Annotated in this window: 14 protein-coding genes and 1 pseudogene; 4 read left to right on the top strand and 11 right to left on the bottom strand. The window is 34.3% G+C overall.

From position 1 onward, the window contains the following. Positions 1–155: 155 nt before the first annotated feature. The 3 genes from hemB (at position 156) to QYS49_RS18760 (ending at position 2,110) form a co-directional block, all read left to right on the top strand. On the top strand, positions 156–1,130 hold the full coding sequence (gene hemB / locus QYS49_RS18770) for a porphobilinogen synthase (RefSeq protein ID WP_308349517.1): 975 nt from the start codon (positions 156–158) through the stop codon (positions 1,128–1,130). A gap of 194 nt (positions 1,131–1,324) precedes the next feature. After that, positions 1,325–1,600 carry a DUF3781 domain-containing protein gene (locus tag QYS49_RS18765; protein WP_308349516.1) on the top strand — a complete coding sequence of 92 codons (276 nt, stop codon included), beginning with the start codon at positions 1,325–1,327 and terminating at the stop codon, positions 1,598–1,600. A gap of 189 nt (positions 1,601–1,789) precedes the next feature. Then, positions 1,790–2,110: an Mpo1-like protein gene (locus QYS49_RS18760; RefSeq protein ID WP_308349515.1), complete on the top strand. Its 321-nt coding sequence runs from the start codon at positions 1,790–1,792 to the stop codon at positions 2,108–2,110. Here QYS49_RS18760 and QYS49_RS18755 read toward each other — a convergent pair. Both QYS49_RS18755 and QYS49_RS18750 read right to left on the bottom strand, forming a co-directional pair. Further along, positions 2,094–3,881, bottom strand: coding sequence for a sodium:solute symporter family protein (locus tag QYS49_RS18755; protein ID WP_308349514.1), 1,788 nt, complete (start codon positions 3,879–3,881; stop codon positions 2,094–2,096). The two genes, QYS49_RS18760 and QYS49_RS18755, sit on opposite strands and share 17 nt — an antisense overlap. Positions 3,882–4,068: 187 nt before the next feature. Further along, positions 4,069–6,033 carry a DUF3352 domain-containing protein gene (locus QYS49_RS18750; RefSeq protein ID WP_308349513.1) on the bottom strand — a complete coding sequence of 655 codons (1,965 nt, stop codon included), beginning with the start codon at positions 6,031–6,033 and terminating at the stop codon, positions 4,069–4,071. Between the two features lie 189 nt (positions 6,034–6,222). Between QYS49_RS18750 and QYS49_RS18745 the strand changes: the two genes are divergently transcribed. Next, entirely contained in the window at positions 6,223–6,654 is a 432-nt protein-coding gene (locus QYS49_RS18745; protein WP_308349512.1) for a hypothetical protein, read from the top strand. A gap of 250 nt (positions 6,655–6,904) precedes the next feature. Here the strand turns inward: QYS49_RS18745 and QYS49_RS18740 are convergent, their stop codons facing one another. From QYS49_RS18740 to QYS49_RS18705, 9 genes and pseudogenes are all read right to left on the bottom strand, one after another. Continuing rightward, positions 6,905–7,891, bottom strand: a complete 987-nt coding sequence (locus tag QYS49_RS18740) for a glycosyltransferase family 2 protein (RefSeq protein ID WP_308349511.1) — start codon at positions 7,889–7,891, stop codon at positions 6,905–6,907. Further along, positions 7,891–8,853 (bottom strand): glycosyltransferase family 2 protein, encoded by a 963-nt coding sequence (locus tag QYS49_RS18735; RefSeq protein ID WP_308349510.1) that lies wholly within the window; start codon positions 8,851–8,853, stop codon positions 7,891–7,893. The genes QYS49_RS18740 and QYS49_RS18735 overlap by 1 nt, the downstream gene beginning before the upstream one ends. After that, a complete protein-coding gene (locus QYS49_RS18730) occupies positions 8,850–9,374 on the bottom strand; it encodes a DUF4199 domain-containing protein (RefSeq protein ID WP_308349509.1) in 525 nt (174 codons plus the stop codon). Before QYS49_RS18730 ends, QYS49_RS18735 begins: the two co-directional genes overlap by 4 nt. Position 9,375: 1 nt before the next feature. After that, positions 9,376–10,659, bottom strand: a complete 1,284-nt coding sequence (locus QYS49_RS18725; protein ID WP_308349508.1) for a dihydroorotase — start codon at positions 10,657–10,659, stop codon at positions 9,376–9,378. Positions 10,660–10,661: 2 nt separating this feature from the next. Further along, positions 10,662–12,371 carry a hypothetical protein gene (locus tag QYS49_RS18720; RefSeq protein WP_308349507.1) on the bottom strand — a complete coding sequence of 570 codons (1,710 nt, stop codon included), beginning with the start codon at positions 12,369–12,371 and terminating at the stop codon, positions 10,662–10,664. A 15-nt stretch (positions 12,372–12,386) separates the two neighbouring features. Beyond that, a pseudogene (locus QYS49_RS19075) lies at positions 12,387–12,617 on the bottom strand (BatA domain-containing protein); the annotation flags it as partial. A gap of 177 nt (positions 12,618–12,794) precedes the next feature. Beyond that, positions 12,795–13,355 carry a ribosome recycling factor gene (gene frr / locus QYS49_RS18715; RefSeq protein ID WP_308349506.1) on the bottom strand — a complete coding sequence of 187 codons (561 nt, stop codon included), beginning with the start codon at positions 13,353–13,355 and terminating at the stop codon, positions 12,795–12,797. Between the two features lie 6 nt (positions 13,356–13,361). Then, a complete protein-coding gene (gene pyrH, locus QYS49_RS18710; RefSeq protein WP_308349504.1) occupies positions 13,362–14,075 on the bottom strand; it encodes a UMP kinase in 714 nt (237 codons plus the stop codon). A 72-nt stretch (positions 14,076–14,147) separates the two neighbouring features. Then, entirely contained in the window at positions 14,148–14,648 is a 501-nt protein-coding gene (locus QYS49_RS18705) for an acyl-CoA carboxylase biotin carboxyl carrier protein subunit (protein WP_308349503.1), read from the bottom strand. Between the last annotated feature and the right edge of the window lie 56 nt (positions 14,649–14,704).

The raw sequence follows: 14,704 nt of genomic DNA, 5'->3' as shown, positions 1-14,704 counted from the left end.
AAGTAGAAGGTAAATCGGAAAATAGAAACAATCTGTCATATAGGGGATTTTATTTTTTATTGTCTAAAAATATTCGTGATCATATGATTTTTCAAATCTGATTCCAATTTCCATTTCATAAAATCGTAACTTTGAGGTAATAAAAAGCAATATTTATGTTAATACGTCCGAGAAGAAATCGTAAGTCTGCAGCCATCCGTGAAATGGTGGAGGAAACAACATTAACTACCAAAGATTTTATCTTTCCATTATTCTTACTGGAAGGTCAAAATAAAAAAGTAGAGGTGAGCAGTATGCCTGGAATCTATCGTTTTACAGTAGATTTAATGTTAAAAGAAATTGAAGAGTGTCTGAAATTAGGCATTAAAGCTTTTGATATTTTCCCTGTGGTGGAGGAGAAACATAAAGATAAAATGGCGACTAAGAGTGCAGACGAGAATTTTTTCTATTTGAAAGCCTTAAAAGAAATTAAAGCCAAATTTCCCGAAGCTTGCATTATGACAGATGTAGCCATGGATCCGTACAGCACTGATGGGCATGACGGTATTGTAGATGAAAATGGTAATATCCTCAATGATGAAACTTTAGATGTTTTAGCGGATATGGCATTGGCTCAAGCTGAAACTGGCATAGATATAATTGGACCTTCCGATATGATGGATGGCAGAGTGGAATATATCCGTGAGGTTTTGGATGATAATGGATTTGAAAACACCTCCATTATGAGCTATTGTGCGAAATATGCTTCTGCATTTTATGGCCCTTTCCGTGATGCATTGGATTCAGCCCCAAAATCAGGGGATAAGAAAACCTATCAGATGAATCCTGCCAATAAATATGAAGCTTTAATTGAAGCGGAACTGGACGCACAAGAAGGGGCAGATTTCTTGATGGTGAAACCAGCCTTAGCTTATTTGGATGTCATTCATTTGCTTAAAGAAAATAATGAATTACCAATAGCTGCTTATAATGTAAGTGGAGAATACAGTATGATAAAAGCAGCAGCAGAAAGAGGTTGGCTTGATGGAGAAGCCACCATGATGGAAAGTTTATTGAGCATCAAAAGAGCTGGAGCAGATGTGATTTTAAGTTATTTTGCTAAAGAAGCGGCTAAAGTTTTAAAAGGATAGTAATCATTTAACAAACGCTTTACGATATTTATAAAATCATTTTACAAAAGTCAAATTTGAAAATTGAAGACCAAATGAATGTAGGGTTTATTCACTTTGAAAAATATGATTTTAGATTTCAATGGAATAAACCGAATTCGGAAATTGATATTTATTCAACTATAAATACAGATAAATAATAATAAAAAGAAGGTGTGAACAATTATAAAGCAGAAATTTTATCTAAAGTTTGTTATACTGACCTTGTTTATGAAAGAATTAACAAGAAACTCAACAAAGAACTGTCAAAGGATAAAGTTGAAAAAATGATTTTTGAAATCATCAAAGAAACAGATGAGTCAGAATTTCATAAAATTGGTAAAAATATTTATATAACAAATACTGCAAGAAATGTAAGGCTTACAATTAATTCTTATACAAATAGAATAATTACAGCTGATATCTTAAACAAAATAAGATCAAACCGCTAACATTGCCTGTAGTGATATTAGAAAGATAAACTCCTTTGGATATTTTTATTAAAGTATATGGAGTTATTAAACCGAATTTTTAAAAGGGATGATTAGCCTTTAGTTATATGATAGTCAAAAAGCTTAAGTATATATGTGATTTTTAAAATTTCTATTATTTGACTAAATTATGTGCAAATAATTTGAATCATGGCAGAGAGAAAATACAAAAGCTTTAAAGAATTTTATCCGTATTATCTAAGTGAACATCAAGATCCTACTTGCAGGAAACTGCATTTCACAGGAACTGCTTTGCTTTTTGGAGTATTAGCTTGGGCATTAATCACCCAAACTTATTGGGGATTAGCCTTGATTCCAGTAGTGGGCTATGGATTTGCTTGGGTAGGTCATTTCTTTTTTGAAAAAAACAAACCTGCAACTTTCACTTATCCACTTTGGAGTTTGGCATCCGATTTTAAGATGTTCTTCCAGATTTTAATTGGAAAGCAACCGATTAATCCTCAGCGATAATTTTCGGATAAAGTTTAAATATCACAAAACCACAAAGTATACTAAATAGCAATAAACCACTTGCTTTTAATATTTCTCCATAAATAAAAAGTCCAGTACTAAATAGAAAGCCATAAACACCCATGCTTCCGGCTATCATGCAAATAATACCAGTGGGAACTTTCCATTTTTGAGTTTTCGGCTGAATCAAACCTTTTGCAGATAATCTTGCTATGATTTTCTTCCAACCCGGGCCACCAGGATTTACTTTATTGAGGAAATTTGCTAATTGTTCATCAGTAGTTTTTTGTGTCAGAAAACTAGCTGTTACCCAACTTACTGTTGTAATGCTAACTCCTATGATTAATTTTTGCCAAGATAATAATTCCTCAAAGCCAAAAGGCTGATCTGCAAAGGCAAAATAGAGCGCAATTAAGAAACTGACCACCATGGCTACTATTTCACTTATAGCATTCACTCTCCACCAAAACCATCTAAGAATGTAAATTAAGCCAGTACCAGCACCAATTTGCAAGAGAATTTCAAAGGTTTGCAGGGCATTTTCTAAAACTAGTGCCATCAGCATACTGAAAATCATTAAAACCACCGTTAATAACCTTCCCAATAAAACTTGCTTTCCTTCGGTAGCTTTAGGGTTGATGAATCTTTTATAAACATCATTTACCAAATAAGAAGAACCCCAATTCAAGTGAGTGGAAATTGTACTCATATAAGCAGCCACTAATGAGGTGACCACCAAGCCTAATAATCCTGCAGGAATAAAAGTCAACATAGCAGGATATCCCATATCATGCGTGGCAACTCCTGAGTTTACAGCTGGAAAAGCTTTTGCAAAACTATCTAAATCAGGAAAAACAATAATTGAACAAAGTGCTACAATTATCCAAGGCCATGGACGGATGGCGTAATGCGCTACATTGAAAAATAACACTGCTTTTATAGAATGATCCGCATTTTTAGCGGCAAACATCCGCTGAGCAATATATCCACCACCGCCTGGTTCAGCACCAGGATACCAAGTGCTCCACCATTGCACTAGTAGCGGAATAATCAACAACATAACCCACATTTCATGGTTGGAGAAAGAAGGGAAAAAAGATAGCTTATCCACTACGTTTTCATGTGTTAATAAATTATCTAATCCTCCCACCATAGGGTGATTTAATGCAACATAAGCAGCAACTAAAGCTCCTCCTAAAGAAAGAAAGAATTGCAGAAAGTCTGTAAATAAAACACCTCTTAATCCTCCCAAACTACTATAAATAACGGTTATGATTCCTGCTATTACGACTGTTTGAACAGGGCTTAAACCTAATAATACTCCTCCGATTTTTATAGCAGCTAAACTCACGGAAGCCATAATCATCACATTGAAAAGTAAGCCTAAATAAATAGCTCTAAAACCTCTCAGGAATCGTGCAGCTTTGCCAGAATATCTTAATTCATAAAATTCTACATCGGTTAATACTCCTGATTTTTTCCATAGACCAGCATAAACGAAAACGGTAAGCATTCCCGTGAGCAAAAAAGCCCACCAAGCCCAGTTTCCGGAAACACCATTTTGACGGACAATATCGGTTACTAAATTGGGTGTGTCTGTAGAAAAAGTGGTAGCGACCATGGAAACCCCTAAAAGCCACCATGGCATTTTACCGCCAGCTGCAAAAAACTCGGAAGCACTTTTATTTTTTCTGGAAGTCCAAAATCCTATTCCTAAAGAAATAAGCAAAAATCCAATGAGGATTACCCAGTCAATGGTATTTAAAATCATAATGAAGCCGTAAAATTTTGCTTGAAGATAGAAAAGAATTTTAGTTTCTCCTGAATAGAACTCATGAGAACACAAATAATACAGAATTCATTAATGCAAAAGAGATTATTATGTCCTTAAATATCCTGAAAGGGTGTTTTGTTTGGGATTTATTTAGTGTATTTGAATTCCTTGTTTATATCAAAAATCAAAACCTTTCCTTCCGAATTAAATCTCCATCTTTATCATAAAAACGCCAAGTGCCTGATTTCTCATCATTTCTATAGCGACCTTTCACCACCATATTTCCAAGGCTATCATATTGAAAATATCTGCCATGTTTTAAGCCATCTTTAAGGGATACTTCAAATTTAACCTGCTCATTTTCATAGTATTCAATAAAGGTTTTGCTATTCAGGTCTTCAGGTAAAATATTTTCTATTGAAATTAAATCCTCATCTTCCGTTTCGGTAGAATCAGCTACTTCCTCTTCTTTAAATTCGCTTTCTTTTACTAAATCATTCCAATTGCTTATTTGCTCGTGGTTTAAATAATTCAGTTGGATTTGATGATTTAGCAAGTCTCCATCCGCTTTAATTTGCATCCCAATCATCGGAAAACTTTTAAAGTAGGGCTGATGTGGCTTTAATTCTTTCCAAGATGAGGCATCTAATATTCTTTCGGCATCGCTTAAAAGTTCATTAGCACTGAGGTAAATGAATAAACTGGATTCATAATCGAAATTCTCCATGAAATCAGCATATTCTTTGGTGTGATCCAAGGTGCTTTTTTCTTCGACTGATGAAATAATTTTGCCCAAAGTTCGAGGGGAATTACTAAAGACCACATAATCATCCATTATAGTGTAATAAGGTTTGTCAATTCCTTCAAAAGCACTTCCAAACATAAGCTTAAAAAATCCTTTAATAGAAAGAAACTGAATGTCATATCCTTTGTAGGTAATCCCTTTAAATTTCACAGGAGTTTTCTTTCGGATTTGCTGTTCAATGTAGCCCAATCGCTCTTTGGTGTCGTCAAAATCTTTATGTTTAATTGCGACAGCTAATTCTACCTTGTTTTTATCGCTATTGGAGTTCAACTGAATTAAAGCTATTTCATTATCGATCCAACTTAGAAAATCATCTTCTATGGAAATATCGAGATAGTCTTCAATTTTCTGCTTGCTTTCCATATAGGAATCACCCTCTTCGCTAATTTTTAAGACTTCCTCCATTTGCTTGTAGAATTCTTTTGCATCATCAAAACCCAAACTCATAAAATAGGAAGCATTATCCGGAACTATGGTGCCCACACCGATCTCTCCCTCACCGGAATTCATTAAAGCTGTAAGCAGATTTGGCTTGTCTTTTTTCACATTTGTATATCCTTCTACTGATAATACTTTATCAGTGGCTTCTAGCGACATTCCGCTATATTTCAAAATACTGAATATATCTGAACTTTCATCTTCAGAATCATCCATCCATATTTTTAAATAATCAGAAAATGCAGGATAATTGATGTACATATTAATATCATTTGAGCCCAAGGCTTTTGTGATATCAATAAAATCAAAATCCCGAATTAAAATGGGCTTTTTCAACTGGTCAATGGATTGTTCGACAAGAATATGAGTAGAAGAAACACTTAAAAGATTGTCATAGATAAACAGGTAATAAGTAGTAGGGGAGTCAATGAATTTGATTTCTAGGATTTCTTGGTCTTGATAGGTTCTGGTATATACTTTTTCGATGTCATCACTAAAATCATTAATGTAGTTTTTGATAAAATCGAATTGAGTTGCGCGCTGTAAATCGATCACATAAAGGAAATCATAGTCTTTCGGTCTGGTTTTATGGACAGACATCACCATAGGACGATCCATTACCAGTTCCCACAAGCTTGAATTGCTTTTCATATCAACCGTCAAGCTGTCCATTTCCTGTCCGATTTCTTTAAAATAGGGATTGGTTTTTAAGTAATTCCAGATTTTATTATCGGTGATTTCATTCCATTCCTCAAAGGGGTTTTCCAGTTGAAAAATCATGCTCGCATCAGGCGGAACAGCCATCAAAGGATTATTTTTCTTAATGGGCTGGAGGTAAAAAAAGTAGACAAAAGTAAGAGCAATTATCAGTACTATTACTGAAACAACAATAATGACTTTTTTCATAAGGCTATGGATTTAGAAAACAATAACGTCAAAAATAAAGAAAGATTTAAGGGATTGAAATTTTTGGTGGGGGAATTAGGTACGAGCTGGGAAGCTCGCACCAGCGGTTGGGATTGGTGTAAAAAAACGATTTTGATTGAAAGTTCTTATATTAGGCATTTTCTTGTCCAATAAATTTAAAATAAAGTGATGAAGCACATTCCATATTCTTCAATAAATGGCACTAATTTCTTAGCTGCTATATCATTCATTATTGGTATTGCAATATCGTTATATGTAGGGAAATCAATACTTTTCGCATTTGGTATGGCTTTTTTTGGTTTATTATTCATGAGATTCCTAACATTTACCAAATGCTTTAAATTCTCCTACGATGAAAAAGAGATTATATTGATAAATGTCATGTTGCCATTTATAGAATACCAATATGAAATATCTAAAATAGAGAAGATCAATATTGATTCTGTTATGAATTGGGGTTCAGGAGTATATATTAAGGATAAGGCTGGTAGAAAAAGAATTTTCGGATTCTCAGGTTCAGAGCTTTGTGAAATTGAGGAAATGATAGAGTTCGTAGATGCCAAAATAAAAGAGCGGAAAAATAAATCAATATCAGAATAGCATGAAGATATTTTTTACATTAATTATCATCTTACTCACCACCCTCACTCAAGTATAAAGCCTCACCTAATCCATTGATTAACAAATAACTGCAGCAAACGAGAAAGAAAATAGCTTCCGATCTCGCTCTAGCTGGTGAGTAAAATAATCTCGATTATTTCCTTTGTGCCGTTTGCGAAAGTCTTAGAGAAACTTGTTGGTAAAAAAAAACAGCCTTTGGCTGTCCCATTCGCTAGCGCGAGCTTCCAGCTTATGCTTTCACCCCCTCAGGCTCAGGCTGCCTCAAATAAGCAAAGCTCTCTTTTAGAAAACCCATTCCATAGGCAAAAAGCTGAATAAAGGAAGTGATTAAACTTAGCCAGGCCACTAGGAAGTTTTTGGTTTTCATAAAGGCATCAATTCCTATCAATATAAAATAGACCGCCAATACAGCAGCTCCCAATTGAAATAACTCCCATTGCCATAAGGCAGTAGATAACCAGAAAAATAAAGCTAATACAAATGCCACGGGCAAAAGATGAACGGCTTTCAATTCACTTTTATAAAACCTAAAGATGTTGATTCTACCCCTTCCAAAGAAAAATAGTTGTTTGTAAAACTGATCTAGTCTGGTTCTTCTTTTATGGTAAACTTTCGCATTGGGAATTAAACCCGTTTTGAATCCTGCTTTTTCTATTCTGATGCTAAACTCAATATCTTCTCCCATGCGGGTGATGTTATAGCCACCGGTTTTTTCAAAAACTTCTTTTGAAATCCCCATATTGAAACTCCTGGGACGGAATTTCTCTAATTGCTTATTGCCGCCTCTTATTCCTCCTGTGGTAAAGAAAGAAGTCATGGAATAACTTATGGCTTTTTGCACAATGGTGAAACTATCCAAAGCAGCATCAGGTCCACCAAAAGCATCAAGCGGATTTTCATTTAAGAAATGATCTACTGTTTCGAAATAATCTTTAGGAATGATGCAGTCGGAATCAAAAACGATATAGTAATCTCCTTTTGCTTTCTCAAAGCCGAAATTTCTACTAAAACCTTGTCCTGAGTTTTCCTTATAGAAATATTGAATATTGAGCTTGTCCTTAAAAGAATTGCAGATCTCCTCACACTTAATTTGAGAACCATCTTCCACTATAATGATCTCAAAATTTGTAAAAGTTTGCTGGGTCAAGCTTTCTAAAAGCTCTTTAATTTCATCAGGACGATTATAAATGGGGATAACTACGGAATAAAATCGCATCAGAATCCGGTTTGTTCATCCACTATGTAATCTATTTTCCTTGGAGAATTCATGGTGATCATTTCCCCTACAAATCCCGCCAAGAATAACTGAACCCCAACTATTAAAGCCACTAAAGCCAAAAAGAACAAGGGCTGATCTGTGACTTCCCTAACAGGCAATTTATAATGAATCTCATAGAATTTTCTGCCTATGATATAAATAGTAATGAAAAATCCTGCTATAAAAGATAAGGTTCCAAAAGCACCAAAGAAATGCATGGGGCTTTTCTTGAACTTGGAAACAAATGTAATGGATAGCAGATCTAAAAATCCATATAAAAATCGCTCTAAACCGTATTTCGTCTCTCCGTATTTCCTAGCTCTGTGCTGCACTACTTTTTCGCCTATCTTCCTAAAGCCATTCCATTTGGCTATCACAGGTATATAACGATGCATTTCACCATAGACTTCTATGTTTTTTACTACTTTACTGCGGTAAGCTTTTAAACCACAATTAAAATCATGCAATTTGATTCCCGAAATTTTACGGGTCACAAAATTGAAAAATTTAGAAGGGATGGTTTTGCTAATAGGGTCATGTCTTTTCTTTTTCCAGCCGGAAACAATATCAAAGCCATCTTTAACCACCATATCATAAAGAGCTGGGATTTCTTCAGGACTATCTTGCATGTCGGCATCCATAGTGATGACTACCTCGCCCTTTGCATGTTTGAAACCCGTATGAAGTGCCGCTGATTTTCCGTAATTTCTAGAAAATTTAATTCCTTTAAGCGGAATGTGTTTTTGAGAAAGCTCCTCAATGATATTCCATGAATCATCTGAACTTCCATCATCAATCATCAATATTTCATAACTCAATAATGGATGAATAGCCATCACTCGATTAATCCAATCGGTTAATTCAGGCAATGATTCCTCTTCATTAAAAACCGGTATAACGATGCTTATATTATACTTCATACTCTTTTGGGTTCACTGGTTCTCATGAAAAGGGAAATTAAAGGGGTCACTAATGCACCAATTATAATATTATTAACTGCTAAGCTACCAATGATTCGTGCATTCGATGATTCACCTGATTTCAGATAATCCTGATAACCTTGCTCGCCCATTTTGTCCACTAACATATCTTTCCCGGCTATTATTTTTTCAATTATCATAGCTCTATATTCATCAAAATGATCAGTTTCAAATAATGTAGCATCTGACCACAATACAATAGAATAAAATAGGGTGAAAAATAAGGTGTATAAAATTCCTATTGAAAAGCCTTGCCAAAATCTCAATCCATCAGGATTTGTATCTCGAAATACCTTTATAGCAAAGAATAAAAATAAACTCAGGAGCGGACCAATAAAAATGATATTACTGGAATAGATCACCGGGTTTTTATCTAACATAATCAAGATGAAAAACATCAGGATCACAAAAAATGCGGCAATTAAGCTGAACCTTAAAGGGCTTTTGACTAATAAATTCATATCAGGAATTTGTAAATTTTGATTCTAAATATTGGTGTCTGTGTTTAAAAACCCCTATTGCCTTAGCTGTAAAGCTTTGACCCATAAATGGAGAATTATCACTTTTAGAAAAATTACTTTCAGTATTAAATTCCCATTTCATATCATTAGAAAATAATGTGAAATCGGCCGGAGCTCCTTTTTCTATTTTTGCCTGTGGCAGGTTCAATATCTTTTTAGGATTAGCTTCTATGCAATTGATAAATGTTGAAAGCTCAATTTTATTAGCAAGGAATTTATGATACATCGGATACATAATTTGAGCACCCATGATGCCAAATTCTGCCAAATCAAACTCCATTTTTTTATGATCTTGATCGTAAGGCTGATGTGAAGAAACGATTACATCAATAGTTCCGTCATTCACTCCTAAAATCAAAGCTTCAATATCTTTCTGTGTTCTTAAAGGAGGCAAAACTTTATAATGAGTGTCAAAAGATTCCAAATTTTCATCATCTAGTATTAAATGATGAATGTTCACATCGCAAGTTACATTTAAACCTTCAGCCTTAGCATTCCTGATCATTTCGACACTCTTGGCACTGCTGATACAGCTAAAGTGCAGCTTTCCGCCCGCATATTTCAACAATTCTAAATCACGCTGGATAATAATTTCCTCTGCCAAATGTGGGATTCCTTTTAAGCCTAAACCTGTGCTGACGATGCCTTCATTCATTTGTCCGAAAAGAGCCAATTTGTGATCTTGTGGCATGGTCATCAGTAAACCATCAAATTTTTGAAGATATTGCAAAGATTTCACTAAGATATCACTATTCCATAAAGGCTGTGCGCCATCCGTAAAGGCAATAGCACCTGCATGGTAAACATCCAGCATCTCGTTTAAATTCTCACCATCACAATTAATGGTAACGGCTGCCGAAGGTAAAATTTGAACAACTTGTCCACTATTTCGGGACATCACCGTTTTAATATCCGCTTTATTTTGAATGATAGGATTTGTATTGGGCATTAATAAAGCACTTCCAAATCCACCTGCTTCCAAAACATTCGCTAAACTTTCAAAATCTTCTCTATATTCTTCACCAGGTTCCCCAGAAAAAACGCGCATATCCAGCCATGAAGCGGAAGCATGCAGTTCTTTTTCCTCTATAACGATATCAGCATCTATTTTTTCGGAAGGATTGATTTCTGTAATTACACCATCATCCACCAATAAATTAACGGACTGATTGTGCCACTGAGAGGCAGGATTAATGATTTTGACAGCCTTGATGTAAGTTCGCATATCTATTTAAGCAAGCGGATGATTAAAACTTCAGCTAATAAACTCAGCAAAGCTAATACTAAGAAATATTTCCACAAAGGAAAACCGTTTTTGGTTTCATCAATATAATCTTTGATAGATGAAAAATCATACTCATCTAAAACTACAACATTTTCCTGATCTTGAAAAAGTGATTGCAATTCAGAAGTGGTATAATAGCCTGTTTCGCTTTCTTTTTTAGGGATGTTTAAGGCTAATACGCCCAAGTTTTCTTCAGTTTTGGTATTGATGATAGTATAAAAGCCAGATTTTAAATCTTCTTGTGGCAAGATTAAGCGCATTTCATTGCCACTTATTCTTTGGTCTGGCACTAATTCTTGTTCTCCTTGTTGCAATTTCACTACAGTGCCTTCTGGTATATCAGCTTTGGATAATTCGATTACATCCTGATTTAAGAAGAAATATTGCGCTTGATTTTCTTTTTTGCCACTGAAAGCAATTTTATAAAAAACTGGCAAGAAAATTCCGTGTTGTGTGAAATTGGTATAATCCTGATCGAAAGGAGAGGCAAAGACAAAGATGTTGTCATTTACTCCAGTTAAACCTAAATAAGGATAGCCATTGATAAAGGATAGTATTTTCTGTCCGGATTCCCACTTTAAATACATGACGGCTTCAGGCATGCTAATATCCTCATTCATATTATTAAATACATTCCTGAAAAAGGGGTTTTGTAAATCAGGGCTTTGAAGTTTGACGGTCTTATTATTAGCTTGAGAAATATTAGAGACATTGGAAAACCCCAAATCCTCTAAAAAGGAATATTGGTCAAAATTTGATGTTGGAATTACCACTAAATTATTGCCGGATGCAGCATAAGTTTTTAAAGCTCCTGCAGCAAAATTATTGAGTTGATCCCCAAGTTCTACCAAAACTAAATCATATTCATCCAGATCCTGAAATGCGAAATTATTCAATGACTCTTTTCGAAAATCAAACATCTCTTTATTTTCGTATACTGCGCTTAAAAGACTGTTAGTATTGTTTTTAGAGAGTAATAAGATTTTTAATTTACTTCGCTCTGGTAGGCTAAAGTAAAAAGTATTATCAAAATCCAAATCCCCGGCTTCCAAATTAATGCGAAATGAAGAACTCATGTCAGATGAAAATCTTTTAATCGGAAAGCTTACCGATTTTTGTCCGCCATCATTTAATACTATTTGTTGCGTACCAATTAATTGCTCATCATTCTCCAATGCGATATTAACATCATCAACATCATCTATTGCGCTGATTTGTAGTTTTAGTTGTTCGTTTCCAGCACCATCATCTGTTTGTTCTACCCATAATGAATCGACCCAAACATTGTTGGGTTTTTGCTGATAAGGAGGCATAAAAATAAATCCTCTGGAAGAGTCTGAAAAAATGGAGATGTTTTCGTCTATGGCTGATTTTTGGAAATCGCTTAGCAACAATATTTTTTCAGATGTTGGGTGTTTTCTGATTATTCTATCCAAGTTCAATTTTGATTCATTTTCTCTGACCACAACTTCTTGGTAGGCTTCTAAAGAACTTCCAGATTGATCCACTGCTTTCAATGATTGAGGATAGCTTTCAAAAAGTTGATTAATGAAGCTCATATTCTCCTCTATTATTGGATTAGAACTGCCTTCTGCATAAGCTGTATTAGAAGCGGATTGATCCAAAACCAGTAAATTCACATTAGAATTCATGGCCTCACTTTTCCAAAAAGGTTTTGCAATGCTAAAGACCAGAAATAGTATTAATAGAATCCTGCTAATTAAAATAAGGATATGTTTTAATTTTCTGCTTCGCTTTTGCTCTTCATTTACTGCGCTTAAAAAAAAGGTGTTACTGAATTTTAAACTTTTATATTTCCTAAACTGAAAGAGGTGAATCAGGATAGGGATAATGATTAGAAAAAGAAGCCAAAAGGCGTTGGGATTGGTAATATTCATACAAAAGGCAAATTAGTGCAATAGCTGAAAGGAATCAATAGTTTGCGGTATTATTTAGGTGCCCGATAATAAAAAAGCTGTTTCAAAAGTAAAAGTCAAAATAGAAAAATATCTATTATTCACTTTATAATTCTTTTAAAACAGCTTTTTTTTAAAGAAAGTAGAAAATTTTGACAATTATACTGTCATGATCTCTTTCTCTTTATGCTCAAGAATTTCATCAATTTTTTTAGTGTAATCATTAGTTAAGGATTGAACTTTATCTTCTCCTCTTTTAACATCATCTTCCGAAATCCCCTCTTTTTGCAATTGCTTTAATTGGTCGTTAGCATCTTTTCTTGCATTACGAATAGAAATTTTGCCATCCTCAGCCTCGTTTTTTGCTTGTTTGGATAAAGCAATTCTTCTTTCTTCAGTCAATGGCGGAATGTTAATTCTAACAATTTCACCATCGTTTTGAGGAGTGAATCCTAAATCGCTATTGATTATGGCACGCTCTATTTCGCCAATTATATTCTTTTCCCATGGTTTAATAATAATAGAACGAGCATCTGGTGTACTGATTGAAGCTACTTGGCTAATAGGAGTGTCATTATTATAATAATCTACCATTAATCCATCAAGCATTGCAGGGGAAGCTTTACCTGCTCTAATTTTCTGTAAATTACTTTTCGTGTGCTGAATGGCTTTGTCCATTAGCTCTTTTGTTTCATCCAATACTAAATCTATTTCTTCCATTTCTTTTTATTTTTCAGAATTTATCAATGTTCCAACATTTTCTCCATTTATAAGGTCGTATAAGTTGCCAGCCTTATTCATGTCAAATACAATAATAGGTAAATTGTTTTCTTGACAAAGCGTGAAAGCTGTCATATCCATCACATTTAATCCTTTTTCATAAACTTCTTGAAATGTGATATTCGAATATCTTACAGCATCTTCATTTTTCTCTGGGTCAGATGTATAAACTCCATCCACTCTTGTGCCCTTTAAAACAACATCCGCTTCTATTTCAATAGCTCTTAAACTTGCAGTAGAATCTGTAGTGAAATAGGGATTTCCTATTCCAGCACCAAAAATGACTATTCTTCCTTTTTCTAAATGTCTGATTGCTCTTCTTCTGATAAAGGGCTCACATACCTGGTCCATATTAATCCCAGACATTAAGCGTGTAAACATGCCGTGATTTTCTAAAACACCTTGAACAGCCATTCCATTTATAACAGTAGCTAGCATTCCCATATAATCACCTTGAACTCTATCAATACCTGCACCCTCAGCTTGAATTCCTCTAAAAATATTTCCACCACCTATTACAATAGCTATTTCAACACCCTGATCATGTATTCTTTTTATTTCTTCTGCATATTGAGCAAGTCGTTTAGGGTCAATACCGTAGCCTTCATCCCCCATAAGAGCCTCACCACTTAATTTCAATAGAATGCGTTTGAATTTCATAAGTTAAATTGTTGCTGTCCCGTTAAAAGTCTAATTTATAAATTTTAAAAATCAATTCTATGTATTCTATAATTAGAATTGAATGATCAATTGATTTTTCTCTACGCTGTCACCTTTATTGGCTTTAATTTCTGAGATTGTCCCATCACCCGCTGCCTTAATCACATTTTCCATCTTCATGGCTTCCAATATTAAAAGAGGATCACCTTTTTTAACTTCATCACCTGGAGCAACCATAATATCAATGATTAAACCTGGCATAGGAGCTTTCACATCATTCATTTGGTTTTGATCCAAATCACTAATGCCCATTTCCTCCAAAAGTAAATCCATTTTATCTTTCAATTCCAACTCAATGATTTTCCCATTCAATTGTAATTTAAAGACTTTACTTTCGTAGTCTATTTCTACTAAATGAGCATTAAATGTTTGATTGTGATAAATAATGTGGAAGGATTGCTGATCGGTTTTACTTATGTCCCAATCAACTTGTTTATCGTCTATGAAAATATTACCGTCTTTAGTGGACAGTCGATATTCTTTATCGGATTGACTGAATTTTATTTCGTACATAATTAAAATTTAGCACGAAGATAGGAACACATATTAAATTTTACACATTTCGTTTT

The organism is Marivirga salinae (assembly GCF_030503855.1).
Classification (GTDB): Bacteria; Bacteroidota; Bacteroidia; order Cytophagales; family Cyclobacteriaceae; genus Marivirga; species Marivirga salinarum.
The sequence above is the reverse complement of the archived record's forward strand: the minus strand, read 5'-3'. Positions and strand labels throughout refer to the sequence as shown.